Source organism: Pseudomonas sp. GW821-FHT05D12 (assembly GCF_059419825.1).
Genome location: NZ_JBWKSN010000021.1, coordinates 1 through 26,795, shown reverse-complemented (window position 1 = coordinate 26,795; position 26,795 = coordinate 1). Strand labels below are relative to the sequence as shown.

27 protein-coding genes are annotated in these 26,795 nt (G+C 63.2%); 14 read left to right on the top strand and 13 right to left on the bottom strand.

What is annotated here, in order from left to right; translation table 11 throughout:
* The first annotated feature begins 138 nt into the window (after positions 1–138).
* A complete protein-coding gene (locus AC07SI_RS28465; protein WP_495006976.1) occupies positions 139–1,242 on the top strand; it encodes an NADH:flavin oxidoreductase in 1,104 nt (367 codons plus the stop codon).
* Here the strand turns inward: AC07SI_RS28465 and AC07SI_RS28460 are convergent.
* Both AC07SI_RS28460 and cysZ read right to left on the bottom strand, forming a co-directional pair.
* The gene (locus tag AC07SI_RS28460; RefSeq protein WP_315416710.1) at positions 1,211–2,413 is read right to left on the bottom strand and encodes a glycosyltransferase; all 1,203 of its coding nucleotides are present in this window, start codon (positions 2,411–2,413) and stop codon (positions 1,211–1,213) included. The genes AC07SI_RS28465 and AC07SI_RS28460 overlap by 32 nt on opposite strands.
* A 54-nt stretch (positions 2,414–2,467) precedes the next feature.
* The gene (gene cysZ / locus AC07SI_RS28455) at positions 2,468–3,232 is read right to left on the bottom strand and encodes a sulfate transporter CysZ (RefSeq protein ID WP_065908480.1); all 765 of its coding nucleotides are present in this window, start codon (positions 3,230–3,232) and stop codon (positions 2,468–2,470) included.
* A 294-nt stretch (positions 3,233–3,526) separates the two neighbouring features.
* On the opposite strand from cysZ, the gene trxB reads away from it, so the two are divergent.
* Positions 3,527–4,489 (top strand): thioredoxin-disulfide reductase, encoded by a 963-nt coding sequence (gene trxB, locus AC07SI_RS28450; protein ID WP_016976180.1) that lies wholly within the window; start codon positions 3,527–3,529, stop codon positions 4,487–4,489.
* 188 nt (positions 4,490–4,677) lie between these two features.
* Here trxB and AC07SI_RS28445 read toward each other — a convergent pair whose 3' ends face one another.
* The 6 genes from AC07SI_RS28445 to AC07SI_RS28420 form a co-directional block, all read right to left on the bottom strand.
* Complete coding sequence (locus AC07SI_RS28445) at positions 4,678–5,016, bottom strand: HopJ type III effector protein (protein ID WP_120449880.1); 339 nt, start codon at positions 5,014–5,016, stop codon at positions 4,678–4,680.
* Positions 5,009–5,305 carry a DUF1244 domain-containing protein gene (locus tag AC07SI_RS28440; protein WP_065908484.1) on the bottom strand — a complete coding sequence of 99 codons (297 nt, stop codon included), beginning with the start codon at positions 5,303–5,305 and terminating at the stop codon, positions 5,009–5,011. The genes AC07SI_RS28445 and AC07SI_RS28440 overlap by 8 nt, the downstream gene beginning before the upstream one ends.
* A 65-nt stretch (positions 5,306–5,370) precedes the next feature.
* Positions 5,371–5,775 carry a dihydroneopterin triphosphate 2'-epimerase gene (gene folX, locus AC07SI_RS28435; RefSeq protein WP_065908486.1) on the bottom strand — a complete coding sequence of 135 codons (405 nt, stop codon included), beginning with the start codon at positions 5,773–5,775 and terminating at the stop codon, positions 5,371–5,373.
* Between the two features lie 2 nt (positions 5,776–5,777).
* Positions 5,778–6,338 carry a GTP cyclohydrolase I FolE gene (gene folE, locus AC07SI_RS28430; RefSeq protein ID WP_025858052.1) on the bottom strand — a complete coding sequence of 187 codons (561 nt, stop codon included), beginning with the start codon at positions 6,336–6,338 and terminating at the stop codon, positions 5,778–5,780.
* Positions 6,339–6,358: 20 nt separating this feature from the next.
* Positions 6,359–7,069: a dihydromonapterin reductase gene (gene folM, locus AC07SI_RS28425; protein WP_065908491.1), complete on the bottom strand. Its 711-nt coding sequence runs from the start codon at positions 7,067–7,069 to the stop codon at positions 6,359–6,361.
* Positions 7,070–7,126: 57 nt separating this feature from the next.
* Positions 7,127–7,687, bottom strand: coding sequence for an antibiotic biosynthesis monooxygenase (locus tag AC07SI_RS28420; RefSeq protein WP_065908493.1), 561 nt, complete (start codon positions 7,685–7,687; stop codon positions 7,127–7,129).
* Between the two features lie 212 nt (positions 7,688–7,899).
* Between AC07SI_RS28420 and AC07SI_RS28415 the strand changes: the two genes are divergently transcribed.
* On the top strand, positions 7,900–8,856 hold the full coding sequence (locus AC07SI_RS28415; protein ID WP_495006975.1) for a MerR family transcriptional regulator: 957 nt from the start codon (positions 7,900–7,902) through the stop codon (positions 8,854–8,856).
* A gap of 2 nt (positions 8,857–8,858) precedes the next feature.
* Here the strand turns inward: AC07SI_RS28415 and AC07SI_RS28410 are convergent, their stop codons facing one another.
* Complete coding sequence (locus AC07SI_RS28410; RefSeq protein ID WP_065908496.1) at positions 8,859–9,464, bottom strand: hypothetical protein; 606 nt, start codon at positions 9,462–9,464, stop codon at positions 8,859–8,861.
* A 57-nt stretch (positions 9,465–9,521) separates the two neighbouring features.
* The gene (locus tag AC07SI_RS28405; RefSeq protein WP_065908498.1) at positions 9,522–9,989 is read right to left on the bottom strand and encodes a PAS domain-containing protein; all 468 of its coding nucleotides are present in this window, start codon (positions 9,987–9,989) and stop codon (positions 9,522–9,524) included.
* Positions 9,990–10,118: 129 nt separating this feature from the next.
* On the opposite strand from AC07SI_RS28405, the gene AC07SI_RS28400 reads away from it, so the two are divergent.
* A complete protein-coding gene (locus AC07SI_RS28400) occupies positions 10,119–10,574 on the top strand; it encodes a flavodoxin (RefSeq protein WP_065908500.1) in 456 nt (151 codons plus the stop codon).
* Here AC07SI_RS28400 and AC07SI_RS28395 read toward each other — a convergent pair.
* Positions 10,555–11,451 carry a LysR substrate-binding domain-containing protein gene (locus AC07SI_RS28395; protein WP_201145859.1) on the bottom strand — a complete coding sequence of 299 codons (897 nt, stop codon included), beginning with the start codon at positions 11,449–11,451 and terminating at the stop codon, positions 10,555–10,557. The two genes, AC07SI_RS28400 and AC07SI_RS28395, sit on opposite strands and share 20 nt — an antisense overlap.
* Positions 11,452–11,563: 112 nt before the next feature.
* On the opposite strand from AC07SI_RS28395, the gene AC07SI_RS28390 reads away from it, so the two are divergent.
* The 8 genes from AC07SI_RS28390 to AC07SI_RS28355 all read left to right on the top strand — a co-directional run bounded on the left by AC07SI_RS28390 (position 11,564) and on the right by AC07SI_RS28355 (position 21,887).
* Positions 11,564–11,950 (top strand): CidA/LrgA family protein, encoded by a 387-nt coding sequence (locus AC07SI_RS28390; RefSeq protein WP_065908504.1) that lies wholly within the window; start codon positions 11,564–11,566, stop codon positions 11,948–11,950.
* On the top strand, positions 11,940–12,626 hold the full coding sequence (locus AC07SI_RS28385; protein ID WP_065908506.1) for an LrgB family protein: 687 nt from the start codon (positions 11,940–11,942) through the stop codon (positions 12,624–12,626). The genes AC07SI_RS28390 and AC07SI_RS28385 overlap by 11 nt, the downstream gene beginning before the upstream one ends.
* Before the next feature lie 150 nt (positions 12,627–12,776).
* On the top strand, positions 12,777–13,559 hold the full coding sequence (locus AC07SI_RS28380; RefSeq protein WP_262132449.1) for a class II aldolase/adducin family protein: 783 nt from the start codon (positions 12,777–12,779) through the stop codon (positions 13,557–13,559).
* On the top strand, positions 13,559–14,464 hold the full coding sequence (locus AC07SI_RS28375) for an alpha/beta fold hydrolase (protein WP_065908510.1): 906 nt from the start codon (positions 13,559–13,561) through the stop codon (positions 14,462–14,464). Before AC07SI_RS28380 ends, AC07SI_RS28375 begins: the two co-directional genes overlap by 1 nt.
* A 132-nt stretch (positions 14,465–14,596) precedes the next feature.
* Positions 14,597–15,508 carry an SDR family oxidoreductase gene (locus AC07SI_RS28370; protein WP_282397778.1) on the top strand — a complete coding sequence of 304 codons (912 nt, stop codon included), beginning with the start codon at positions 14,597–14,599 and terminating at the stop codon, positions 15,506–15,508.
* A 497-nt stretch (positions 15,509–16,005) separates the two neighbouring features.
* On the top strand, positions 16,006–17,772 hold the full coding sequence (locus AC07SI_RS28365) for a DUF1302 domain-containing protein (RefSeq protein ID WP_065908514.1): 1,767 nt from the start codon (positions 16,006–16,008) through the stop codon (positions 17,770–17,772).
* 24 nt (positions 17,773–17,796) lie between these two features.
* Entirely contained in the window at positions 17,797–19,164 is a 1,368-nt protein-coding gene (locus AC07SI_RS28360) for a DUF1329 domain-containing protein (RefSeq protein ID WP_065908516.1), read from the top strand.
* A gap of 221 nt (positions 19,165–19,385) precedes the next feature.
* Positions 19,386–21,887, top strand: coding sequence for a LuxR C-terminal-related transcriptional regulator (locus AC07SI_RS28355; protein WP_495006974.1), 2,502 nt, complete (start codon positions 19,386–19,388; stop codon positions 21,885–21,887).
* Here the strand turns inward: AC07SI_RS28355 and AC07SI_RS28350 are convergent.
* Positions 21,884–22,759 carry a helix-turn-helix domain-containing protein gene (locus AC07SI_RS28350; RefSeq protein ID WP_495006973.1) on the bottom strand — a complete coding sequence of 292 codons (876 nt, stop codon included), beginning with the start codon at positions 22,757–22,759 and terminating at the stop codon, positions 21,884–21,886. The genes AC07SI_RS28355 and AC07SI_RS28350 overlap by 4 nt on opposite strands.
* 138 nt (positions 22,760–22,897) lie before the next feature.
* On the opposite strand from AC07SI_RS28350, the gene AC07SI_RS28345 reads away from it, so the two are divergent.
* Entirely contained in the window at positions 22,898–23,800 is a 903-nt protein-coding gene (locus AC07SI_RS28345) for a DMT family transporter (protein WP_495006972.1), read from the top strand.
* A gap of 37 nt (positions 23,801–23,837) precedes the next feature.
* On the opposite strand, the gene norR is transcribed toward AC07SI_RS28345, so the two are convergent.
* Positions 23,838–25,382, bottom strand: coding sequence for a nitric oxide reductase transcriptional regulator NorR (norR, locus tag AC07SI_RS28340; RefSeq protein WP_120449865.1), 1,545 nt, complete (start codon positions 25,380–25,382; stop codon positions 23,838–23,840).
* Between the two features lie 147 nt (positions 25,383–25,529).
* Here norR and hmpA point away from each other — a divergent pair, with 147 nt between their 5' ends.
* Positions 25,530–26,711 (top strand): NO-inducible flavohemoprotein, encoded by a 1,182-nt coding sequence (gene hmpA, locus AC07SI_RS28335; RefSeq protein WP_120449864.1) that lies wholly within the window; start codon positions 25,530–25,532, stop codon positions 26,709–26,711.
* Positions 26,712–26,795: the final 84 nt, after the last annotated feature.

Sequence of the window (26,795 nt, the reverse complement as noted above, 5' to 3'; positions counted from 1 at the left end):
AAGCGGGCTCACTCCAGCCCAACAGCTACCACGCTCCCCTGCTTTTACCCCTTAATCACCCCCATCAATAGTGCTACCCAGCGCGGTGCACTGCTCATATTATCTACATCATAAACCCGTCTTTCGTGGAGTGCCCCCATGCCTGTCCAAGCCTTGTTCAAACCGTTCCAGCTCGGCGCACTGCAGCTGTCGACCCGCGTGGTCATGGCGCCGATGACCCGCTCGTTTTCCCCCGGTGGCGTGCCCAATTCCAAAGTGATCGAGTACTACCGTCGCCGTGCCGCTGCCGGCGTCGGCCTGATCATCACCGAGGGCACTGTGGTCGGCCACAAGGCTTCCAATGGCTATCCCAATGTCCCGCATTTCTATGGAGAAGCGGCACTCGCCGGCTGGAAGAAAGTGGTCGATGCCGTGCACGCCGAGGGCGGCAAGATCGTCCCGCAGCTGTGGCACGTGGGCAGCGTACGTCGCATCGGCACCGAGCCTGACGTCAGCGTGCCGGCTTACGGCCCGATGGAAAAACTCAAGGACGGCAACGTGGTCGTGCATGGCATGACCGTCCAGGACATCCAGGATGTCATCGCCGCCTTCGCCCAGGCCGCCAAGGATGCCCAGGGCATCGGCATGGACGGCGTGGAAATCCACGGCGCCCACGGTTACCTGATCGACCAGTTCTTCTGGGAAGGCAGCAACCAGCGCACTGACGAATACGGTGGCAGCCTGGCCAACCGTTCGCGCTTTGCCATCGAGCTGATCCAGGCCACCCGCGCCGCTGTGGGCCCGGATTTCCCGATCATCTTCCGTTTCTCGCAGTGGAAGCAGCAGGACTACACCGCGCGCCTGGTGCAAACCCCCGAGGCATTGGGGGCGTTCCTCAAGCCTTTGTCCGACGCCGGCGTGGATATTTTCCACTGCTCTACGCGCCGTTTCTGGGAGCCGGAGTTCGAAGGTTCCGACCTCAACCTGGCCGGCTGGACGCGCAAGCTGACCGGCAAGCCAACCATCACCGTCGGCAGCGTCGGCCTGGATGGCGAGTTCCTGCAGTTCATGGTCAATACCGACAAGGTCGCGCAACCGGCAAGCCTGGAAAAGCTGCTGGAGCGTCTGAACAACGACGAGTTCGACCTGGTGGCCGTTGGCCGTGCGTTACTGGTCGATCCGGATTGGGCGCTGAAAGTGCGCGAAGGTCGTGAAGGCGACATCCTGCCGTTCAGTCGTGAGGCGTTGACGACTTTGGTTTAAGCGGTGACAGGACGGGCAGCGGATGCCCGTCCTCGCACACCCCGCGCAACTGACGCTCGAATTGCTCGATAATCGCCGGCCAGCCCTGGCGGCTCGCATGTTGGCGCGCATTCAGTCGGGCCCTGCGCAAGGTCTCGCGTTCTTCCAGCAGCCAGATCGCGGCATCGCAAAATGCATCCTCATCCCCGGGCATCGCCAGCACGCCGTTGTAGCCATGGCGAATATGCTGGGTGGCGGCCGCCTGGTCGTAGGCGACCACGCCGAGCCCGGAGGCCATGGCTTCCAGCACCACGTTGCCAAAGGTTTCGGTCAGGCTGGGGAACAGGAACAGATCCCCTGAGGCGTAATGCCGGGCCAGCTCTTCGCCACGCTGGGTGCCGCAGAACACGGCGTCAGGGAGCTCCCGTTCGAGCAGCGCGCGTTGCGGACCGTCACCGACGATGACCAGCTTCAGGCGGCGCCACGGGTAGGTCGCCTGCACTGCATCAAAGCAGCGCTTGAGCAGGCCGAGGTTTTTCTCCTGGGCCAGGCGCCCGACGTGCAGCACTGCGATATCGTCGTTTTCCAGGCCCCAGCTTTCGCGCAGGGCACTGTCGCGCCTGGCCGGATGGAACAGCTGGCTGTCGACGCCGCGCGACAACATCCCCAGCCGCTCGAAATGCCGGCGCTCCAGTTCCAGGCGCTGGCTGGCGCTGGGGACCAGGGTCAGGGTCGAACGGTTGTGAAACCAGCGCAGGTAGTGAGTGACCATGCGGCTCAGCAGGCTCAAGCCGTACTGGTTCGAGTACTGCTGGAAATTGGTGTGAAAGCCGCTGACCACGCTGATCCCCAGGCGCCGCGCGGCACGCAATGCCGACAGTCCCAGCGGGCCTTCGGTGGCGATGTACAGCACGTCCGGGCGCTGGCGCGTCCAGCGGCGCAGCAATTTGTGCATCGACGACTGGCCCCATTGCAGCCCTGGATACCCCGGCAACGGCCAGCCGCGGCACAGCAGCAGGCCATCGTCGCTGGGACGGCTCTGGTCCGCGCCCTGGCGCGGGCGCACCAGTTCGACCTGATGGCCGCGCGCGCGCAAACCGTCGCACAGGCGGCCAAGGGTATTGGCCACCCCGTTGATCTCTGGCGGGAAGGTTTCGGTGATCAGGGTGATGTGGAGCGAGGCTGTCGTCATGACCCACAGTGTCGCCGTGGGCCATGTCGTCATTGTGTCATCCAGATGATGGATTTATGACTTGGCGATCTGCTGCGCCGCCATTGCCTCGGCGCCTTGCTCACGCACCCAGAACAACGTGGCGCCGGCCACCGCCGCCGGCATCATCAGCAGGTTGACCACCGGCACCAGCAGCACCAGGTAGACGATGCCGCCGAAGCTCATGCTCTGCCAGCGTTTCTGGCGCAGCCAGGCGAGCATTTCGTTCCAACCCAGCTTGTGGTTGTCGGCCGGGTAGTCGATGTACTGGATCGCCATCATCCACACGCCGAACAGCAGCCACAGCGGCGCCGCGATCAGGTTGACCACCGGGATGAACGACAGGATAAACAGGCCGATGGCCCGTGGCAGGAAATAGCCCAGCTTGCGCATTTCCCGGGCCAGGGTACGTGGGACCATCGCCACCAGCTCGCCCCAACTGAACGGGGGGAAGTCATCGGTACCGCGCACCACCACTTCGACCTTCTCGGCCAGAAAGCCGTTGAACGGCGCGGCGATGATATTGGCGAGCATGGTGAAGGTGAAGAACACCATCAGCACCACCAGCACCACGAACAGCGGCCACAGGATATAGCTGAGGAAGCTCAGCCAGCCGGGCAGCGTCGGCATCAGCGTGTCGACCCACAGGCTGAACTGATGGCCGGCAAAATAGATCAGGCCGACGAACAGCACCAGGTTGATCGCCAGGGGCAGCAGCACAAACAGGCGCAGGCCGGGGCTCAGGACCAGTTTGAGGCCTTCTCGCAGGTATTGCGGGCCGGAAAGAGCGGGGGCGGGCATGGAGAACTCCGAGCAGGATGACGAACGCGCCGACCTTACCGGCTTTGCATCGACGGCGAAAGCGTGGCCGGTGTGACGACATCAACGGTAACAAAGGCGTCGATTAATCGATCTGACTGCATAGAGACCCGCTATGAGCTGGATTGTTATTGCGTATTTCCTTAATCTTGCCCCCCTCGATACGCTGCACCCATTATTTTTCAGGGCCTGCGAGTTCAAGCCTTCCCCAAGTGCTTCGTGGTCCCTTTTTTATTCCAGCCGCCTTGTTGTCCGGGCGGTCGACAGGAGTGAGTCATGTCTGATACCCGTCATTCGCGAGTGATTATTCTCGGTTCCGGCCCTGCCGGTTACAGCGCTGCCGTCTACGCTGCCCGCGCCAACCTCAAGCCGCTGCTGATCACCGGCATGCAGGCGGGCGGTCAGTTGACCACCACCACCGAAGTCGACAACTGGCCGGGCGATGTCCACGGCCTGACCGGCCCGGTGCTGATGGAGCGGATGAAAGAGCACGCCGAGCGTTTTGAGACCGAGATCGTCTTCGATCACATCAACCAGGTCGATTTCTCGAAAAAGCCTTACAGCCTGACCGGCGACAGCGGCGTGTACACCTGTGACGCACTGATCATCGCCACCGGCGCCAGCGCCCGTTACCTGGGCCTGCCGTCGGAAGAAGCATTCATGGGCAAGGGCGTTTCCGCCTGCGCGACCTGCGACGGTTTCTTCTACCGCAACAAGCCGGTCGCCGTGGTCGGTGGTGGCAACACTGCCGTTGAAGAAGCGCTGTACCTGGCCAACATCGCCAGCACCGTGACCCTGGTTCACCGTCGCGAGACCTTCCGCGCCGAGAAGATCCTGATCGACAAGCTGCACGCCCGTGTCGCTGAAGGCAAGATCATCCTCAAGCTCAATGCCACCCTGGACGAAGTCCTCGGTGACAACATGGGCGTGACCGGTGCCCGCCTGAAAAACAACGACGGCAGCTTCGACGAGCTGAAAGTCGACGGCGTGTTCATCGCCATCGGCCACACCCCGAACACCTCGCTGTTCGAAGGCGTGCTGGAGGCCAAGGACGGTTACCTGGTCGTGCAGGGCGGCCGTGAAGGCAACGCCACGGCGACCAACATCGAAGGCATCTTCGCCGCCGGTGACGTGGCTGACCACGTGTACCGCCAGGCCATCACCTCGGCTGGCGCCGGTTGCATGGCCGCCCTGGACGCCGAGCGTTACCTCGACGGCCTGCAGAACGCTTCGTTCTGAACCCGTTGAAATGAAAAAACCGGCTGCGAGGCCGGTTTTTTTATGCGCGGGATTTGACGATCCAGCGCTATCTCAACGTGGTAATCCAATCACTGTGGGAGCTGGCTTGCCGGCGATAGCGGTGTGTCAGTCACCGACGTCATCGCAGGCAAGCCCGCTCCCAGATTAAATCGGGTTGGCAAATTGAATCAGCGGCGCGTCAATGGCTGCTGAGTGAACTTCACACCGGCCAATCCATGCTCGATCAGTGCACGAATGTTGCCGTGGTCACTGCCCTCTGGCGTGGCCAGTACCGAACGGTAGTGCTCACCAAACGCGAGTAACGCTTCCTGATCGCTCAAGCCTTCCAGCAGGGCCAGGCCCAGGGTCTTGCACGAGCCTTCGTTCTGGCCGGCGGCGTTTTCCACCGGGCCGTTGGTGAAGGCCTGTGGTTGGTAGTCGTAGCCAGCAGCCACAAAAGCCAGGGTATCGGCGAAGACGTGTTCGCCACTGTTGAGGCTGGCGCGCAGGGTGTTCAGGTCAGTCATGGGTTTTTCCTTTGGCGAACGCCGCCTGTTGGTCGGCGCTGGCTTCTTTCTGGTATTGGGCTTTCCACTCGGCGTACGGCATGCCGTACACCACTTCACGCGCGTCATCGAGGCTCAGCTCGATGTGGCGCTCATCGGCCTCGGCCTTGTACCACTTGGACAAGCAGTTGCGGCAGAAACCGGAGAGGTTCATCAGGTCGATGTTCTGCACATCCTTGCGGCTGTCCAGGTGCGCCACCAGCCGGCGGAAGGCGGCGGCTTCGAGTTCGAGGCGTTGTTGGTCGTTCATGACGGTCTCTTCGAGACAGCTTCAAGCGGGTAAGCTTCAAGCTGCAAGTGGGAATGAGGTTGGCTTTAACGTGTGGCCTGAAGCTTATCGCTCGAGGCTGGGCGGCTCGCCGCGAGCGTTATCGAAACCGACTCGGCAAAGCGCAGCGCATGCGGCTTGTCGACTTCGACTTCGGCGTACAACACCGATTCGTTGCTCATCACCAGGTCCAGCAGCTCCTGGGTCAGGCGCTCCAGCAGGGCAAAACGATTGCCTTCGACGTGGGCGATGATCGCCTTGGTGATGGTGCGGTAATTCAGGGCATGGTCGATGTCGTTGTCGCGCACGGCTTCCTGGGCGGCATACAGGATGGTGAGGTTGATCAGCACGTCCTGCTTGTTGAGGATTTCGTCCTCGTTGATACCGATGAAAGTGCGCAGGCACAGGTCCTTGACCCGGATGCGCGCCATGCCTGGTTGAAGTTGTGGCATTGCTACTTGCTCCGTCCAATCAGTTGCAGGAACTCCATGCGCGTGGTATTCGACTCGCGGAACGCGCCGAGCATCACCGAGGTGTTCATGGTTGAATTCTGTTTTTCCACACCGCGCATCATCATGCACATGTGCTTGGCCTCGATGACCACGGCCACGCCGGCGGCCTGGGTCACGTCCTGGATGGCGTCGGCGATCTGCCGCGTGAGGTTTTCCTGGATCTGCAGGCGCCGGGCGAACATGTCGACGATGCGCGCCAGCTTCGACAGGCCGAGCACCTTGCCGGTCGGAATGTAGGCCACGTGGGCCTTGCCGATAAAGGGCAGCAAGTGATGCTCGCACAGCGAGTACAACTCGATGTCCTTGAGGATCACCATCTCGTCGTTGTCGGAGGCGAACAGGGCGCCGTTGACGATTTCTTCCAGGTTCTGCTCGTAGCCATGACACAGGTACTGCATGGCTTTGGCGGCACGCTTGGGGGTGTCGAGCAAGCCTTCGCGTTCCGGGTCTTCGCCCAGGCCCTTGAGGATCTCGCGGTAGTGGTGGGGCAGGGATAAGGTCATACAACATCCTCACAAACGGCTTACTTGATATGCCGCCCGCCGTTGACGGTCAGGGTGGTACCGGTGACATAAGGGTTGTCCAGCAGGTAACGCAGGCTCTGGTAAATCACTTCGGGCCCGGGCTCGATGCCCAGTGCCGACTTGGCCAGGACCTTGGCGCGGTAGGCCGCGTCGTCGTGCTCGTTGAACATCACCATCGCCGGGGCGATGCCGTTGACCTTGATCAGCGGCGCGAACTGCGCGGCAAACGACAGCGTAAGGCTGTCGAGCCCGGCCTTGGTGGCGCAATAGGCGATGTGCTGGCGGCTGCCCTTGCGCACCACATCGTCGCTGATGTGCACGATGTCGGCGGGCGAAGAGCGTTGCAGCAAAGGTGAACAATGCAGGTTGATCAGGTACGGCGCAAGCATGTGCACGCTGAACATGTCGGTAAAGGCGCGGCTTTCGTCGCCGGGTGTTTCCGCGACCCAGGCCGAGGCGTTATGCACGATCGCACGCAGGCGCTGGGTATGCGTGTTCAATTCATCGATGAACGCCAGGATCCCCGCTTCGCTGGAGAAGTCGGCAAACACGCCGATCGCACCGCGTTCGCGCAAGGCCTGCACGCCGGGACGTTCGCTGCGGTAGCTGAAAATCACCGCATGGCCTTCGTCCAGCAGGCGCTGGGCACAATGCAGGCCGACACGCTGGCCGGCGCCGGTGATCAGGATCGGGGCGGGGGTGGATGTCATGGGAGGCTCGAGTCGCTGGCAGAGTGAAACTATACCAGCGACCGGCCGCCCCTGTACTCACGCGGCGGCTTCTGTCGCCTTGCGCGGAGTGGGCGCAGGATGCAGCCAGTTGGCCAGCAGATGCGTGGACAACGGGATGAACCAGTAAACCATCAGTGGCGTCAGCGCCATAGTGCTCACCAGTACGCGCGGCGCCAGCTCCAGCTCGCTGAGCAACGGCCCGAGCACGAAGTTGAACAGCAGCGACACCGGGAAAAACGCCAGCCAGATCGCCACCGCCTGTTTCCAGCGCGGCGGTCGTGCGCCGACCGCGCCGAACCAGCCATCGATACCGCTGACGCGATGTTCGGACGGGTCGGCAAACAGTTCGCTGCCACGGCTCAGCCAGGCACTGCGCGAGGCCGAAAACTCCCAGGCATGCAGGGTTTTCTCGTCGGCGAAGCGGAAAATAATCTGGAATTCATCGTCATTGGGCGGCGGTGCGAGCACGCCGGAACCCAGGTAACCGGGGAAGTCAGTCGCCAATTGCTCGCCTTCGCGCAGCCAGGCCATCAATTCTTCATAGCGACCTTTGGCCACGCGGCGCGCAACCATCAGGGTGACGGGTGAGGTAGACATTGTGTATCTCCAAGTAATCAGGTGCGCTGGGCCGGGTAGGCGGCGCACAAACGTAGCGCCCGGGTAGGGCGGCTACGTAAAAACAGGCAAGGATTATTCCTGTTTCCGCGAAATACGCCAGATACTTTGGTCGGCTCGCGGCACAGCTTGAATCAGAGGCTTGAATCAGCGTTAAATGAGGTCCACATCGACACGGATGTTTTTCAACGCTGATGCCCGAAATTACTGCTCCTCACGCCGAAATGGCGCACGCCAGCGTCATCGATCCCGCTGATCTTTTTCCGATTCGCGAAGTCGCCCGGCTGACCGGCGTCAACCCGGTCACCCTGCGTGCCTGGGAACGTCGCTACGGTCTTATCCAGCCAACCCGCACTGAAAGCGGGCATCGGCTGTACTCAAGCACCGATATCGACACCGTGCACCGCATTCTCGACTGGATCGAGCGCGGCGTCGCCGTGAGCAAAGTGGGCAAGATCCTTGCCCGTGACACCTTGTGCAGCGAACACGCCACGCCTTCGCGCGTCGATACCGAACGCGAATGGAGCCAATGGCAGGTGCAGCTGCGCCTGGCCATCAGCGCTTTTGACGACCGCCAGCTCGACCGCCTGTACGGCCAGATTTTCGCTGCCTACCCGGTCGCGGTGGTGTTCCAGAGCATCATTATGCCGCTGTGGCAGCAATTGCTGCGGCATCAGGGGCACTTCGGCCAAGCCAGTGAGTGGCTGTTCTTCGACGCCTTCCTGCGCGCCCGTGTCGCGCAACGCCTGCACCTGGCCAGCGCCTCGGCAACGCCGCGGATCCTGCTGTCGGCGATTGTCGGTGAATGTCGGGAGCTGGAGCTGTTGGTGGCCGGGGCATTGATCGGCTCCGATGACCTGGCGGTAAAGGTGTTTGCCGTTGGCCAGCCGTTCGACGAGTTGACCCTGGTTTGCGAGAAGACCCGGCCGCAGGCGTTGGTGCTGTTTTCCAATCGCTCGCCCGGCGCCGATTTGCCGCTGCGGCTGCAGCGCCTGGCGCTGACCCTCGATTGCCCGTTGCTGCTTGCCGGTGACGCCTCGGACCTGGCCGAAGCCAGCCTGGCGGGCTCTTCCATCGGCTGCCTGGGCAATGAAGGGCGCTCGATGCAGCACCGCCTGCAGCAATTTCTGCGCGGCAGCCTGGACACCTGATCTCAGGCGTGGACTTCGGGGTGGATCAAGCGATGCTGGTGCAGGATGAACTGGCGCAGGCGCTCGGTTTCACTCACGTCGCTCTGGTCCAGGCGGTAGGCAAACAGGCCACGCGCGGTTTCGCGTTCCAGCGTGCCGCGCAGTGCGATTCGCTCATAACCCGAAGGGCTGAACCACAGGGAAAAGGTTTTCGGCGGCTTGATCCGCCCGCGGATCTCCACCAGCACGCCTTTGAATGACACTTCATGCACCCACAAGGCGCTCAGGTTGCCCCTGATGTTCTCCAGCGCCACCGGAGTTTCCAGGGCCAGGCGCCAAGGCCGGATCATCGGCCCGTCCTCGAAAATCGTCGGCACGCCCAGGCGCAGATGCAGCGCATGAAACTCGTCCTCCACCAGGTGCAGGGGGAAGGTGAGTTGCTGGTTGTCGAACTGCGCTTGAATGGTCAGTTGATCATGGGCGGCCAGGCGCGTGAGCAAGTCGCGAATCTGCGCGCCGCCGTTGACGGTCAGGCTCGACGACGCGTCCCGCAGGTTGAGCTGCGGGTTGTGTTGCATCATCTGAATAAAATCCAGCTCGTCCTGCGTCAGAAGTGTGTCGCGGTGCATGAGGCGTGCTCACGGGGAGGTATTAAAACGCCATTATCCTCTTAATGGCCGGTTTTTCTAAGTTTTGTTCGATCCGCTCGTCGCTTTGAGCGCCGCCAGCTCGGCCTTGACCTGGGCCAGCTCGGCTTCCAACTGGGAAACCCGCTGCTGCGCCTTGACCTGCACGGTGACGTCCTTTTGAACGCCGACAAAATAGGTCTGCTTGTCCGCCTGGTTGCGCACCGTGGACAATGACAGCTCGTTCCAGAAGTGGCTGCCATCCTTGCGGTAATTGCGCAGGGTTTCACGGCACGAACCGCCGCTCTCCAAGGCCTCGCGGATGGCCATCAGTGCCGGCTGGTCACGGTCGCCCGATTGCAGGAAGCGGCAATCCTGGTAGAGGATTTCATCGAGGGTGTAGCCGGTCATCCGTTCAAATGCCGGATTGACGTAGATCAGCGGCTTGTCCTTGCCTTCGCGTTCGGCGACGACGATGCCGTCGTTGGAAGCGTTGATCACCATTTGCATCAGGTGGGCGTTGATCATTGAGCGGTCCATGGCGTGTGGGGGGTGCTGGCAGTTTATGACAGGCGCCGAATGTTGCACGGTGTGCACCGAAATATTTGCCACAGCTGCTAATATCCCACGCTTTCGCTCAACTACAGGATCAGATTGATGAAAGTCGCCATCCTTTCCGGCTCGGTGTACGGCACGGCTGAAGAAGTCGCCCGCCACGCCGCAGGCATCCTCAACGCGGCCGGTTTTGACGCCTGGCACAATCCACGCGCGAGCTTGGCGGACGTGCAGGCGTTTGCCCCCGAGGCGTTCCTGGCGGTGACCTCGACCACCGGCATGGGTGAGTTGCCGGACAACCTGCAACCGTTGTATTCGACCATTCGCGACCAATTACCTGCTGCCTGGCGCGGGCTGCCCGGTGCGGTGATCGGCCTGGGCGACGCCAGCTACGGCGACACCTTCTGTGGCGGCGGTGAGCAAATGCGCGAGCTGTTCGCTGAGCTGGGCGTGCGCGAAGTGCTGCCGATGCTGCGCCTGGATGCCAGTGAAAGCGTGACCCCCGAAGCCGACGCCGAGCCGTGGCTGGCCGAGCTGGTCACAGCACTGCGCGCTTGACCGGAAACTCACGCAGCAGCGCCAGCCAGGCTTGTGCGGCTCTCGACAGATAGGCGCCTTCACGCCAGATAAAGGCAATGTCCCAGCGCAGGAAGTCGGGCGCCTTCAGTGTCAGGCGCACGACGCCCGGTCGCACCAGTCCACGGGCGACCACGCTGGGCAACAGCACCACGCCCTGGCCTGCCGCGACCAGCGCCGCAAGAAAGTCGGCCTGGCCGCTGCGCCCGATTTCCTTCGGGGTAAAGCCCAACTGGTGACACGCCTGCATCAGCCGGTCGTTGAGGACGAAGCTGCGTTGGTACATCAGGAACGGCGTGTCGGCCAATTCCTCCAGGCGCACCTGGGCGTTGTCCGCCAGCGGGTGGTCAATCGGCAGCAGTGCATCCAGCGGCTCATCGCAGAAGGCTTGCCAGGCGAACGCCGGGTCGCTGGGCTTCAAGCTGCCGCCGACTTCCAGTTCACCGCTGAGAATCGCCTGCTCGATATTGCGGCTGCCGCCTTCCAGCAACTGGATGGTGACGTTCGGGTAGCGCCGCCGATACTCGGCAAACAGCCCGGCAAACAACGTATCCCCCGCCAGCAGCGGCAGGCCCAGGCGCAACTCGCCGCGGGTGAGCTGGTGCATATCGTCCAGCTCGCTCAGCAGTTCGGTCTGCAGGCGCAGCATGGCCTCGGCGCGTTGCAGCACCACCTGGCCGGCGGCGGTCAGGCGCACCTGCGAGCCGATGCGGTCGAGCAGCGGCGTACCGAGGCTTTGCTCCAGCTGCGCCACTTGCTTGCTGACGGCGGACTGACTGATGTGCAGGGTTTTCCCGGCCTGGGTAAACCCGCCACGGTGGATCACTTCGACAAAGCTGCGCAGCTGTTTGAATTCCATGGGTGTGCATCCCGCTCGCTATTCCAGGGTGGAATAGCTGGCAGTCTAACAATTCGCTGTGGGGATGGAAGGCGGCTCTCTAAAATGGGCGTACTGCGAGGATCCAAAGCCCATGAAACGTTTCACCTTCAAACACCTTGGCCGTTTGTTGACCGAACTGGTTGTGTTGTTGGCTATCTACCTGCTCGGCACTCAACTGGCGGTGTGGCTGGCCTGGCCGATCCCCGGTGGCGTGGTGGGGCTCGGGCTGTTGCTGGCGACCTTCGCCAGTGGCCTGGTCAAGCCGGCAGCCCTGCAACTGGGCGCCGGGGTGTTGATGGCGGAAATGCTGCTGTTCTTCATTCCGGCGCTGATGAGCCTGCTCGATTACGGCGGTTTGCTGCGCAACGACGGCTGGCGCATCCTGCTGGTGATCGGCTTCAGCACGCTGGCGGTGATGCTGGTGACGGCCTTTACGGTGGAAGCCGTGTGCCGCTGGAGGCTGCGCCATGAAGCTTGAGCTGATGCCGGTGTTCTGGCTCGCGCTGACCCTTGGCGCGTATGTGTTCAGCCGCTGGATCTATCGGCGTACCGGTCGCTACCTGTTGTCGCCGCTGATCCTGGTCCCGGTGCTGTTGCTGGCGGTGGCCGTGCCCATGAAGACCGCCTACGCCGAATACGCCACCGACACCCACTGGCTGATGCTGGTGCTGGGCCCGGTGACCGTGGCGTTCGCCGTGCCGATCTGGCAACAGCGGCGCTTGCTGGCGCGGCACTGGTCGGCGTTGCTGCTGGGCATGGTGGCGGGCAGCGCGGCCTCCATCGGCACCTCGTTCGGGTTGGCCAAGGCGCTGGCGCTGGACAGCTCGGTGACGATGTCGCTGGTGCCGCGCTCGATCACGACGCCGTTTGCCATGCCGGTGTCTTCCGACCTGGGCGGCGTACCGGAGCTTACCGCCGTGTTTGTGATGTTCACTGGTGTCTTCGGCGCAATGCTCGGCGGCGTGCTGCTCAAGTGGCTGCCGCTGCGCACGCCACTGGCGCGTGGTGCGTTGTTTGGTGTGGGCGCCCACGGCGCCGGCGTGAGCCGCGCCCATGAAGTGGGCGGTGAAGAAGGCTCGGTGGCGGGCCTGGTGATGGTGTTGACGGGCTTGCTCAACCTGTTCGCCGTGCCTTTGTTGGCGGCACTTCTCTGACGCGACACGGGCTACTTTCAACTATTCTGCGTAGTGACTCGCTCGGTCATCAAGCTGGCTGCGAAGGCAACTACGCCTGCCATGAGGTCTGACTAGACTGGCCCTTCACCCAAAAAAACAATAAGAAAGCGCGCCAAGGAGGTCATTGCCGTGAGCCTAGCCCCCGTTCTATCGCCACAGAATGTCAAAGACCAGGTCAGTGCTGCCGAATGGCAAGCGCGTGTCGACCTGGCCGCCTGCTATCGCCTGGTGGCGCTGCATGGCTGGGATGACCTGATCTTCACCCATATCTCGGCCAAGGTGCCGGGCACCGATGATTTCCTGATCAACCCGTACGGGCTGATGTTCCATGAGATCACGGCGTCGAGCCTGGTCAAGGTCGACCAGGCCGGCAACAAGCTGATGGACAGCCCCTATGAGATCAACCCGGCGGGCTACACGATCCACAGTGCCATCCATGAAGTTCGCCACGATGTCACCTGCGTGCTGCACACCCATACCGCCGCCGGTGTAGCGGTGGCCGCGCAGAAACAGGGCGTGCTGCCGATCAGCCAGCAATCGATCTTCGTGCTGTCGAGCCTGGCCTATCACGCTTACGAAGGCGTGGCGCTGAACCACGAAGAGAAGGCCCGCCTGCAGGCCGACCTTGGCGACAACAATTTCCTGATGCTGCACAACCACGGCCTGCTGACCTGCGGCAGTACCATCGCCGACACTTTCCTGATGATGTTCACCTTCCAGCGCGCCTGCGATATCCAGGTGCTGGCGCAAAACGGTGGCGCCGAGTTGATCCCTATCGGGCCGCAGATTCTCGCCGGTGCCAAGGCGATGGTGGCTGCTGTCACCAAGAGTGCACAAGGTATGGGGGGCGCGCTGGCGTGGCCGGCGCTGCTGCGTAAGTTGGATGCTCAAGACCCTGGATATAAAAGCTGATGCCACTCGCCGAGATCCCGCTGAGAGCCTGGCGCAAGCGCGGGCAGGAATTCGTCTTTCGTGGCCGCACCATCCGTTATTGGGTGGCGGGGCAGGGCGAGCCGCTGCTGCTGATCCATGGCTTCCCCACCGCCAGTTGGGACTGGCATTACCTGTGGCAACCGCTGGCCCAGCGCAACCTGGTGATCGCCTGCGACATGCTCGGCTTCGGCGACTCGGCCAAGCCTTTGAACCATACCTATTGCCTGCTCGAGCAGGCTGACGTGCAACAGGCTTTGCTCGAACACCTGCGGGTGGAGCAGCCGGTTCACGTGCTGGCCCACGACTACGGGGACAGCGTGGCCCAGGAACTCCTGGCGCGGCACTATGAAGGTCGGTTTCACATGGCCAGCTGCGTGTTCCTCAATGGTGGGCTGTTCCCCGAAACCCATCGCCCGGCGCTGGTGCAAAAACTCTTGCTCAGTCCCCTGGGCTGGATGATCGGCCGCGCCTTCGGGCGCAACGCCTTGTCCGACAGCTTCAGCCAGATCTTCGGCCCCGACACGCGCCCCAGTGAAAGCGCCCTGGATGATTTCTGGAGCCTGATCAACTGCAACGACGGCACGCGCATCCTGCACAAACTGATTGCCTACATCCCCCAGCGCCGACGCCTGCGTGAGCGTTGGGTGGATGCCATGCAGCGCGGCGAAGTGCCGCTGCGTGTGATCGATGGCGAGGTAGACCCGATCTCCGGCGCGCACATGGTCGAGCGCTACCACCAATTGGTGCCCCACGCCGACACCGTGCTGCTGGCCAATATCGGCCACTACCCGCAGATCGAGGCGCCCGTGCAGGTGCTCAAGCATTACCAGGCGTTTCGGGACCAGGTTGGGCATCCGGTGTTGGAACTGGCTTGCCTGCGCTAGGGGCATTCGCCCAGAACCCGCAATCATCCCGCTGCCTTATCGAGCACCATTCAGCCCTGGCCGTATTTATTGTGACCAGGCGCGCCTTGCCGGACACTCGACCCATTCCCATTGTCGCCTTTGGAGTTCGGTATGAGTGAGTCAGTGCAGTTCCAGGATAAGGTCGTGATCGTCACCGGCGCCGGCGGCGGATTGGGCCGCGCCCATGCGCTGCTGTTCGCCCGGCACGGGGCCAAGGTGCTGGTCAATGACCTGGGTGGTTCGACCCAGGGTGAGGGCGCCAATGCATCCGCTGCCGATCGCGTGGTCGCCGAAATCCGCGCCGCCGGCGGTGTCGCCGAGGCCAACCATGACTCTGTCACCGAAGGTGACAAGATCGTACAGAACGCCCTCGACGCCTTTGGCCGCATCGATGTGGTGGTCAACAACGCCGGCATCCTGCGTGACAAAACCTTCCATAAAATGGACGACAGCGACTGGGACCTGGTTTACCGGGTGCATGTCGAAGGCGCCTACAAAGTCACCCGCGCCGCCTGGCCGCACCTGCGTGAGCAAGGCTATGGCCGGGTGATCTTCACTGCGTCCACCTCGGGCATCTACGGCAACTTCGGCCAGTCCAACTACGGCATGGCCAAGCTCGGGCTGTATGGCCTCACCCGTACCCTGGCCCTGGAAGGGCGCAAGAACAATATCCTGGTCAATGCCATCGCACCCACCGGTGGCACGCGCATGACTGAAGGCCTGATCCCGCCGCAGGTGTTCGAGCGCCTCAAGCCTGAATTGGTCAGCCCGCTGGTGGTGTACCTGGGCAGCGAGGCGTGCCAGGAAACCTCGGGGCTGTTTGAAGTGGGCGGCGGCTGGATCGGCAAGACCCGCTGGGAGCGCAGCCTGGGTGTGGGCTTTGATCCAGAAGCCGGTTTTTCGCCGGACGATGTGGCGGCGCATTGGGCGCAGATCTGCGACTTCGAAGGTGCGGCCCACCCCAAGGACAATATCGAGGCCTTGAAGGAGATGATGGCGAATTTGCAGAAGTACAGCCTCTGATCGTTGCCTGAAAAAGATTGAATCCCACGGGGCGCTGATGGCGCCCCGTTTTATTTCGGGCAAAAAAAAGCCGCTGCAAACGCAGCGGCTGAAGTCAGACGTTGGATCAAGGAGCGACAAATCAACGTCAGTGAACACGGGTAACGGACTGAAAACAGGCATCAATCCATTTAAAACTGGCTGTTCTTCCTGTCGAGGAAGCGGGCCGTTTGCCCTGAAAGCCCGGTAAGAATAGTCGCTTGTTACAAAATGAGTAATGCCGGTTCATGACAAGGACTGTTACCGAAGCGGCAATAATCAGTGCCCATGCCATCCATGCGCCTGATAAGCCGCCATCCACCGCGATCATGGCCCGGCCAGGACCCCGGCCAGAGCGCCTCGTCATCCTTTCGAGCGACAACACGAATCCCTCCTTGGTGCGCTTATCGCTCCTGACAGGCGGCAGTAGGGTGGGGCCTTCTGTCACTCACCGGGGAAGACGCATGACAAGAACAACAATGCGCGCCATCTTCAGGCCACAGGCGCTGGCCGCTGCGGTTGCGTTGGGGTGCTGTGCCCAGGCACAGGCTGTTTCATTCAACATTGGCGAGATCGAAGGGCAATTCGATTCCTCGCTGTCGGTCGGCGCGAGCTGGGGCATGCGCGATGCCGACAAGAAGCTGGTAGGCGTGGCCAACGGCGGTACGGGCCAGGCGTCGACCGGGGATGACGGGCGGCTGAACTTCAAGAAGGGCGAGACCTTCTCGAAAATCTTCAAGGGCATCCACGACCTTGAACTCAAATACGGTGACAGCGGCGTGTTCGTGCGTGGCAAGTACTGGTACGACTTCGAACTGCAGGACGAAGACCGCGAGTTCAAGCAGATCAGCAATCACCATCGCGACGAGGGCGCGCGCTCCTCCGGCTACGAATTGCTCGATGCCTTCGTCTATCACAACTATTCCATCGCCGACCTGCCGGGCAACGTGCGGGTGGGCAAGCAGGTGGTCAGCTGGGGCGAAAGCACCTTTATCGGTAACTCCATCAACAGCATCAACCCGATCGACGTTTCCGCCTTCCGCCGCCCCGGCGCGGAGATCAAGGAAGGCCTGATCCCGGTGAACATGCTCTTCGCCTCGCAGAGCCTGACCAACCAGCTGACGGTGGAAGGTTTCTACCAGTTGAACTGGGAAAACACCGTGGTGGATAACTGCGGCACGTTCTTTGGCAACGATGTGGTCGCGCACGGGTGCAACAATAACTACACCGTGGGCAGCGCGGCGGCGGCGGGCTTTCAGCCGGCGGCCAATCTGGTCGGGCAGGGTTTTGAAGTCACCCGGGAAGGGATCGTGGTGCAGCGCGGCAAGGACCGTGAAGCCCGCGACGGCGGCCAGTTTGGTGCAGCGTTGCGCTGGCTGGGGGACGACACCGAGTACGCGTTGTACTTCATGAACTACCACAGCCGTACGCCCACCGTGGGCACCACCAGCGCCGGGCAGGCCACGCTCAATGGCTTGGGCGCGTTGCTGCCCGGCACGCCGGCAGCCCTGCGTCCGTCACTGGTTTCCGCGCTGATGCTCGGCCGCGGCCAGTACTACCTCGATTACCCGGAAGACATTCGCCTGTACGGCGCCAGCTTCTCCACCACCCTGCCCACCGGCACGGCCTGGAGCGGCGAGATCAGCTACCGGCCCAATGCGCCGGTGCAGTTGAACACCACCGACCTGACCCTGGCGCTGGTCAACCCCGCCGTGCCGGGTACCTCGGTGATCAGCTCTTCGGCCGGCGCCGACAACAAAGGTTATCGCCGCAAGCAAGTCACCCAGGCGCAGACCACCTTCACGCAGTTTTTCGACCAGGTCATGGGCGCCGACCGCCTGACCCTGGTGGGCGAGGCGGGCGTCACCTACGTGGCGGGCCTGGAGTCCAAGAGCAAACTGCGTTACGGGCGTGATTCGGTCTATGGCGTCTATGGCTACCAGGGCGATACCGATGGGTTTGTGACAGCGACCTCGTGGGGCTACCGCGCCCGGGCGATCCTCGACTACAGCAACGTGTTCGCCGGGGTCAACCTCAAACCCAACCTGTCCTGGTCCCATGACGTGAAGGGCTACGGCCCCAATGGCCTGTTCAACGAAGGCGCCAAGGCGGTGAGCATCGGCGTCGATGCCGACTACCGCAACACCTACACCGCCAGCCTCAGCTACACCGACTTTTTCGGCGGCCATTACAACACCCTGACCGACCGCGACTTCCTCGCCTTCAGCGTCGGCGCGAACTTCTGATCACGGCTTGAAAAGGATGCTTTTATGCGCAAGATGATTCTGCAATGCGGCGTGTTGGCCCTCAGCCTGCTGGCCGCCAACGTGATGGCGGCGGTGTCGCCGGAAGAAGCGGCGAAGCTCGGTACCACCCTGACCCCGGTCGGTGCCGAAAAGGCCGGGAATGCCGATGGCTCGATCCCGGCCTGGACCGGCGGCATCCCGAAAAACGCCGGCGCGGTGGACAGCAAGGGCTTCCTCGCCGACCCGTTTGCCAGTGAAAAACCCCTGTTCGTGATCACCGCCGCCACCGTCGACAAGTACAAGGACAAGCTCTCCGACGGCCAGGTCGCGATGTTCAAGCGCTACCCCGACACCTACAAGATCCCGGTGTACCCGAGCCACCGCACGGTCAATCTGCCGCCGGAGATCTACGAGTCGATCAAGCGCAGCGCGTTGAACGTGCATGCGATCAACGACGGCAACGGCCTGGAAGGTTTTACCGGCAACCGCTACTACGCGTTCCCGATTCCCAAGAATGGCGTGGAGGTGCTGTGGAACCACATCACTCGCTACCACGGCGGCAACCTGCGCCGCATCATCACCCAGGCTACCCCGCAGACCAACGGCAGCTACACGCCGATCCGCTTCGAGGAGGAAGTGGCGGTGCCGCAACTGATCCCGGACATGGACCCGGCCAAGGGCGCCAACGTGCTGACCTTCTTCAAGCAGTCGGTCACGGCGCCGGCGCGCCTGGCGGGTAACGTGCTGCTGGTGCATGAAACCCTCGACCAGGTGAAGGAGCCGCGCCTGGCCTGGATCTACAACGCCGGCCAGCGCCGAGTGCGCCGCGCGCCGCAAGTGGCCTACGACGGGCCGGGCACTGCCGCCGACGGTTTGCGCACCTCCGACAATTTCGACATGTTCTCCGGTGCGCCCGACCGCTACGACTGGAAACTGGTGGGCAAGAAGGAGATGTACATCCCCTACAACAGCTACAAGCTCGATTCGCCGTCACTCAAGTACGACGACATCATCAAGGCCGGGCACATCAACCAGGACCTGACCCGCTATGAGCTGCACCGCGTGTGGGAAGTGGTCGGCACCGTCAAGCCGAGCGAGCGACACATCTACGCCAAGCGCCACATGTACATCGATGAAGACAGCTGGCAGGTGGCGCTGGTGGATCACTACGACGGGCGCGGCCAGCTGTGGCGTGTCGCCGAAGGCCATGCGCAGTTCTACTACAACCACCAGACCCCGGCCTACACCGTGGAAACCCTGTACGACATTATTGCCGGGCGCTACATCGCCCTGGGCATGAAGAACGAGGAGAAGAGCAGCTTCGTGTTCGGCTTCGATGCCAAGGCGGCGGATTACACGCCAGCGGCGTTGCGCGCCTCAGGCGTGCGCTGACCGACACCTTCATCTGCAGGAGCCGGATTGCCGGCGATAGCGGTCTGTCAGCCACCGATCGGGTGGCTGGTCTATCGCAATCGCCGGCATGCCGGCTCCTGCGGTTTTCGGCGCTTTTTTATGCTTGCCAATCACCCTGCTGAATACTTCTTCAACAACCGCCGGCCACAGGACTAGGGTAGGCGCCAGGTTGCACAACAATAAAAACGCAGGATGCAGCTATGACCGCCATGACACGCTGCCTGGACCGTCCTGGATTCATGCCTCGGCTGTCCGCCCACCATCTGCTGCGCCCCCGCCTGGCCGAGCCTTTGCTGGCGGCGCAGGCCCGGGTCAGATTGCTTTGCGCGCCGGGCGGCAGCGGCAAGAGCGCGCTGCTCGGCGAGTGCGCATTGCAGGCACCACCGGGGTGCCAGGTGTATTGGCTGCCGCTCAATGGCGCGGCCCTCAGCCCATTCGAGTTGTGCCAGCGCCTGGCACAAAACCTCGGCCTGGCGTTCAGCGATGAAGCCACGTTGCTGCTGGACCTCAGCCGCTGGCAATCCCCTGCGTGGTTGTTCCTCGATGATTTTTGCCGCCTGCCCACACCCGACACCGACGCCTTGCTCGACCGCCTGCTCACGGCCAGCAGCCCGGCGCTGACCTGGTGGCTGGGCGCGCGACGTCGCCCGGTGTGCAACTGGCCGCGCCTGCTGCTCGACGATGAGTTGCTGGAGTGTGGCGGTGAGCTGGCGTTCAGTGCGGCGGAAATCCAGCAACTGCTCTGCCAGGCGCCCGGGCAGTCGGTCGACAGCGTGCTGCAGTTCAGCGCCGGTTGGTGCGCCGGGGTGCGTATCGCCTTGCTCGGCGATGGCCACCCCGACAAGACCTTGCTCGACTACCTGCAACACGAACTCTTCAGCACCCTGCCGCCGGAACTCGCCGAAGCCTGGCGGGTGCTGGCCCATTTGCCGCGCTTCAATGCGGGGCTGTGCGAACACCTGTTCGGCTTTGGCGATGGGGTTCAGTACCTGCGGGATCTGCAGGCCCTCGGCGCCTTCATCCAGCCGTGGGAGGACACCGATTGGCTGCAGGTTTTCCCGCCGCTGGCGCAACTGCTGCGCGCCGAACCCTGGGCGGCGAAGCGCTCCTGGCATCGGCGCGCCTGCCAGTGGTTCACCGCCGAGCAGGACTGGCAGGCCGCCTTCGAACAGGCGCTGCTGGCCGAAGAATATGAAGTCGCCGTCAGCTTGTTGCAGCACTTCAGCTTCGAGGACCTGTTCCGCCAGCAGAACGCCGCGTTGTTGCTGCGCCTGCATGAACAGCATGGCGAAGAATTGATGCTGGGCTCGGCGCAGCTGGTGGGCCTGGTCACGGCGGCGTTGCTGTTCGCCGGGCGCTTCGACCAGGCCGCACAGTGCATCGACCAATTGGCCCGCTTTGCCCCGCAACCGACGGCGGCGCAGCAGCGCTATCTGCTCGCGCGTTGGCAGGCGCAGTGGGGCTGGCTGCTGCATTTGGGCGGCGATGCCGAACGCTCGCGCGTCCATTTTCTCGAAGCCCTGCAAGCCTTGCCCGACAGCGCGTGGACCTCGCGGCTGATGTGCCTGTCGGGCCTGACCCAGCAAGCGCTGCTGCGCGGTGAGTTGGACGTGGCCCAAGCGCTGAGCCGCGAAGCCTTGTGCCTGGCACGCGCCCACGGTTCGTTATTGCTGGAGGCGCTGCTCGAACTGGATCACGCGCAATTGCTCGAACAGCGCGGCGCGCCCTATCGCGCGCAAAGCCTGCTGGAGAATGTGCAGGCGATGTTACTCCAGCAGCGGCTCACGGCCGGGCCGCTGGTGGGGCGTATCGCCCTGCGACGCGGGCACCTGGCGCTGCGCCAAGGGCAAGACACGCTGGCCGCCGAGTGCTTTGAAACCGGCCTGACAATGTGCCTGCACAGTCACGACAAACGCGTGCTCTACGGTTTTCTCGGCCTGGCGCTGTTGGCCGCCAACCGTGGTGATTACGCCCAGGCATTTTTCCAGCTGCGCGAGGCCGAGCGGCTGATGCAGCGGCGCCAGGTGCCGGACACGGTGTACCGCGCGGTGCTTTTGTTGGTCAGCGGGCATTTCTGGTTGCAGCAGGGCCGTGCGGAATTGACCGTGGAAGCGGTGCGCCGCGTGCTCCGTCATTTCCGAGGGCCGCAGGCCAAACAGGCGCCGCCGGCCACCCTCGAACTGATCCCGCGTCTTGAATACCTGCTGGTGCTGGCGGAGGTGAAACTGGGGTGCTGCGACCAGCCGGTGGCGCGGCTGACGGCCCTGCTGGACACCACGCACCGGCGCGGCATGCTTTGCCTGGAAACCGAATTGCACCTGGTGCTGGGCGAGGTCGCGTGGCAGGTCGGTGATCCGGTCCTGGCGCGCCGCTCACTGCAGACCGGGTTGGAACTGGCCGCGCGTTGCCAGGTGCAGCAGGCGATTCGCGAGCTGCGTCTGCGCTCGCCGGGGCTGCTCAGCGAGCTGGGGATGGAGCCGCAGGCGTCCACGCCGGGCGCGCTGGAAAATCCGCTGAGCCAACGGGAGCTGGAGGTGCTGCAGTTGATCGCCCTGGGCAACTCCAACCTGGAAATTGCCGACCGGCTGTTTATCTCGCTGCACACGGTCAAGACCCACGCGCGGCGTATCCACAGCAAGCTCGGCGTGGAGCGGCGCACTCAGGCAGTGGCGAAGGCGAAAACGTTGGGCTTGATGGTTTAGGCGCAGAACGCCAGGCGGTATTCACCCGGCGTGGCGCCCATGGCCTGGCGAAAGCGATGGGTGAAGTGGCTGGCGCTGGAAAAACCGCACATCAAGGCAATCTCGCCCAAGGGCAGGGTGCCGCTGCGCAGCAAGGCCTGTGCACGGGTCAGGCGCCGCGCCAGCAGGTATTGATGCGGCGGCAGGCCGAAGCTCTGGCGGAACATCCGCGCGAAGTGGTATTCGGACAGCGCGCACATTCCAGCCAGTTGTCCCAGGCTGATCGGGTCTTCGAGGTGCTGGTCGATGTACTCCACCAACAGCCGCCGCTGGTACGCCGCCAAGCCGCCTTTCAAACGCAATCCGTCGCGCGCGCCGACCTGGCTGAGCAGCGTGTGGCTGAGCATTTCATGCGCCAGGCTGCTGGTCAGCAGGCGCTCGGCGGGCTCGTGCCAGTTGAGCGCGATCAACTGGTGAAAGCGCCGGGCCTGGCTGGCGTCTTCCAGGAAGGTGCTTTCGCGCAGTTGCAAGGTGCGCGGCTCGCGGTCGAGCAGGGTGACGCAGCCCAAGGCAAACTGCTCCGGGCTGAAATACACATGGGCCAGGCGGATTTCGCCGTTGATCACCCATGCCGACTGATGTTCGGCGGGCAGGATGCAGAGTTTGTCGGGCCCGCCCTTGGTGCCCGGTTGATCGCGCCGGAATGTACCGGTACCGCCGCCGATGTAGCACGACAAGGTGTGATGGCTGGGCGCCTGGTAATCCTGGGCGTCGTGGTGGTTGCTCCACAAGGCCGCGGACAAGCCGTCACCGAGCTCGGCGCAGGCTTCCAGGCGTGCGTTGGGCGAGCGGTTAAGGGCTTGAAAGACTTGCAGGGATTCCAGGTCAGGCATGGTGAGTACTCTTGGATGCCTTGCATCCTACTCCGGGAGGCTGGCGCTGTGATCCCACCGCCCGACAAAAGCGCAAGAATCTGCAAGAGCGCGACACCGGTTGAAGGCGACACTGTGGCTCAACCGATGGAGCCCGCTATGAACCTTTTCCTGTATTTACTCACCGTGCTGATCTGGGGCACCACCTGGATCGCCCTCAAGTGGCAGTTGGGCGTGGTGGCGATTCCCGTGTCGATCGTCTACCGCTTCGGTTTGGCCGCGCTGTTGTTGTTTGCGTTGTTGCTGCTCAGCCGCAAGTTGCAGGTGATGAACCGGCGCGGGCATCTGATCTGCCTGGCCCAGGGACTGTGCCTGTTTTGCGTCAACTTCATGTGCTTTCTTACGGCCAGCCAGTGGATCCCCAGCGGGCTGGTGGCGGTGGTGTTTTCCACGGCGACATTGTGGAACGCGCTGAATGCCCGAGTGTTTTTCGGTCAGCGGGTGGCGCGCAATGTATTGATGGGCGGCGGCCTCGGCTTGCTGGGGTTGGGTCTGTTGTTCTGGCCGGAGCTGGTGGGCCACACCGCCAGCCCGCAGACGTTGCTGGGGTTGGGCCTGGCGTTGCTGGGGACCCTGTGTTTCTCGGCCGGCAATATGTTGTCGAGCCTGCAGCAGAAAGCCGGGCTCAAGCCGCTGACCACCAATGCCTGGGGCATGGCGTACGGGGCGACGATGCTGGCGACTTACTGTGCGGTGCGCGGGATTCCCTTCGACATGGACTGGAGTGCGCGGTACATCGGCGCGCTGTGGTACCTGGTGATTCCGGGGTCGGTGATTGGCTTTACCGCCTACCTGACACTCGTAGGACGCATGGGTCCGGAGCGTGCGGCGTATTGCACGGTGCTGTTTCCCGTGGTGGCGTTGAATGTGTCGGCATTTGCCGAGGGCTACCAATGGACGGCGCCGGCACTGGCGGGATTGGTGCTGGTGATGTTGGGGAATGTGTTGGTGTTTCGTAAGCCCAAGCCTGTGAGTTCGGTTCTGAAGCCAGCGCAGGTGTAGGCGCCTGCAAGCCAGCGCCTACAGTGGGAGTGCGGTGTTATTTGAGGTTGAGGCGCTTGGCCAGGCGGCCGAGGTTGGCGCGGTCGAGGCCGAGTTCGCGGGCGGCGCTGGCCCAATTGTGCTGGTGGCGTTCCAGGCAGGCAGTGATCAGTTCACGCTGATAGTGCTCGGTCGCCTGGCGCAGGTCGCTCGTGAGGGCGGCAGGCACCGGTGCCGGTGCTTCGATCACCGGCGCACTGACGTCCGGCAAATCGAGGTCGTGGGCGCTGAGGCTGAGGATCTTCGGGCGCTCGCGACAGTTACCCAGGGCTTTGAGTGCGCTGCGTCCGATCAAATGTTCCAGCTCGCGCACATTGCCCGGCCAGTTATAGGCCAGCAGCGCCGCCTGGGCATCGCTGGTCAGGCGCAGGCTGCCCAGGCCCATGCGTGAACGGTTCTGTTCGAGGAAAAAACCGGCCAACAACAGTACATCGCGTCCGCGTTCGCGCAGTGCCGGCACTTGCAGCGGATACACACTCAGGCGGTGATAGAAATCGGCGCGGTAGCGGCCGTTGCGCACTTCGTCAGCCAGGTCGCGGTTGGTGGCGGCGATCAGGCGCACATCCACCTGATGCTCCTTGTCCGAGCCCAGGCGCTGCAACTGCCCGCTTTGCAGCACGCGCAGCAGCTTGGCTTGTACCGTCAGCGACAGCTCGCCGACTTCATCGAGGAACAACGTGCCGCCGTTCGCCAGTTCAAACTTGCCGCGCCGCTCGTTCAGTGCGCCGGTAAAGGCCCCGCGCACGTGCCCGAACAGTTCGCTTTCGACCAGGGTTTCCGGCAGGGCCGCGCAGTTGAGGCTGATCAGCGGTTTGTCTGCACGCGATGAAGCGGCGTGGATCGCCTGGGCTACCAATTCCTTGCCCACCCCGGTTTCGCCGGTGATCAGCACGGTCAGGTCGCTGCCGCCGACCAGCTTGATTTCCTCGACCAGGCGCTTGTGGGTCTTGCTCTGGCCGATCATCTCCTTGTGCTGCTGGCCGCTGGCCTGGCGATAGATCTCGGCGCGCTGGTGTGCGTCTTCGGCGCGCAAGGCCAGGCGTTCGATGCGTTCGGCCACGTTGACGGTGGCGGCGGCGAGGCTGGCAAAGGCCTGCAGGGCGTCCAGCTCCACGCGTTCGAAGCGTTCGGTGTCAAGCGCATCCAGGGTCAGCAGGCCCCACGGCTGGTCGTCGACAAACAGCGGGCAGCCCATGCAGTCATGCACTTGCAGGTGCCCGTGCAGGCCATCGACCAGGCCGTCGTAGGGGTCGGGGAGCTCGCTGTCACTGTCAAACCGCGTCGGGCCGGGGCTGCCCAGCAGCACGGCGAAGCGCGGATGCTCGCTGACCTTGAAGCGCCGACCGAGGGTGTCGGCGCTCAAGCCGTCGACCGCCAGCGGCACCAGCCAATCGCCATCCAGGCGCAGCAACGCAGCGGCATCGCAGGGCAGCAGTGCGCGCATGGCTTGCAACAGGCGGCGGTAACGCTCGCCTTCGGGCAGCTCGCGAGACAGGTCGGCGACCAGGGGGAGCAGGGTGGTGAGCAGTGATTGCGCAGTCATAATGACTCCTTGTAGTCCTTATGACTATAAGGCGTAGGAGGTCAAACTGACTACAAATTCTTTAAGTCATTGAAAAATAACGATTAATAAGTTGGCATGAATACTGAGTAGAGAAGGGTAATCAGTAAAGAAGCCCAGGAGGCTCCCATGCTTAGTGCCCAAGACCGTGCCATCGTCAAATCCACCGTGCCCCTGCTGGAAAGCGGCGGTGAAGCGCTGATCACCCATTTCTACCGCATGATGCTGTCCGAGTACCCCGAGGTCCGTCCGCTGTTCAACCAGGCCCACCAGGCCAGCGGCGACCAGCCTCGGGCGCTGGCCAACGGCGTGTTGATGTACGCGCGGCATATCGACCAGTTGGACCAGTTGGGCGACCTGGTGGCGAAGATCATCAACAAGCACGTGGCGTTGCAGATCCTGCCGGAACACTACCCGATTGTCGGCGCTTGCTTGCTGCGGGCGATCAGCGAGGTGCTCGGCAGCGAGATCGCCACCCCCGAGGTGATGAGTGCCTGGGGCGCGGCCTACGGCCAGCTGGCGGACATTCTGATCGGCGCCGAGGCGGCGATCTACGAGGAAAAAGCCCAGGCCCCGGGTGGCTGGCGCGGTGCGCGGCCGTTCACGCTGGTCAAGCGCGTGGAGGAGAGCGCCGAGATCATCTCGTTCTATTTTGCCCCTGTGGATAACGGCCCGATCCTCAAGGCTGCGCCAGGCCAGTACATCGGCATGAAGCTGCTGCTGGACGGTGAAGAGGTGCGCCGCAACTACTCCTTGTCGGCCCTGAGCGATGCCGGCCAGTACCGCATCAGCGTCAAGCGCGAGGCCGGTGGCCGGGTCTCCAACTACCTGCACGATCAACTGCAGGTCGGTGCGACTCTCGACCTGTTCCCGCCGTCGGGCGAGTTCACCCTGGCGGCCGGCGACAAACCGCTGGTGCTGATCAGCGGCGGTGTCGGTATCACGCCGACCTTGCCGATGCTCGAAGCCGCCCTGGCCACCCGGCGCCCGGTGCATTTTATCCACTGCGCGCGCAATGGCTCGGTGCATGCGTTCCGCGACTGGGTCGACGGCCTGGCCGCCCAGCACCCGCAGCTCCAGCGCTTTTACTGCTACGCCGAGGACGACGGCGTCAGCCCGGCGGCGGATAAAGTCGGCCTGCTGAGCCAGGAACAATTGGCTGCGTGGTTGCCCGAGCAGCGCGACCTCGACGCCTACTTCCTCGGCCCCAAGGGCTTCATGGCGGCCATCAAGCGCCACTTGAAGGCCCTGGGTGTGCCTGAGAAGCAGGCGCGCTATGAGTTCTTCGGGCCGGCGGCGGCGCTGGAATAACGCGGTAAGAAATGTGGGAGCGGGGGGGGGGGGGGGGGGGGGGGGGGGGGGGGGGGGGGGGGGGGGGGGGGGGGGGGGGGGGGG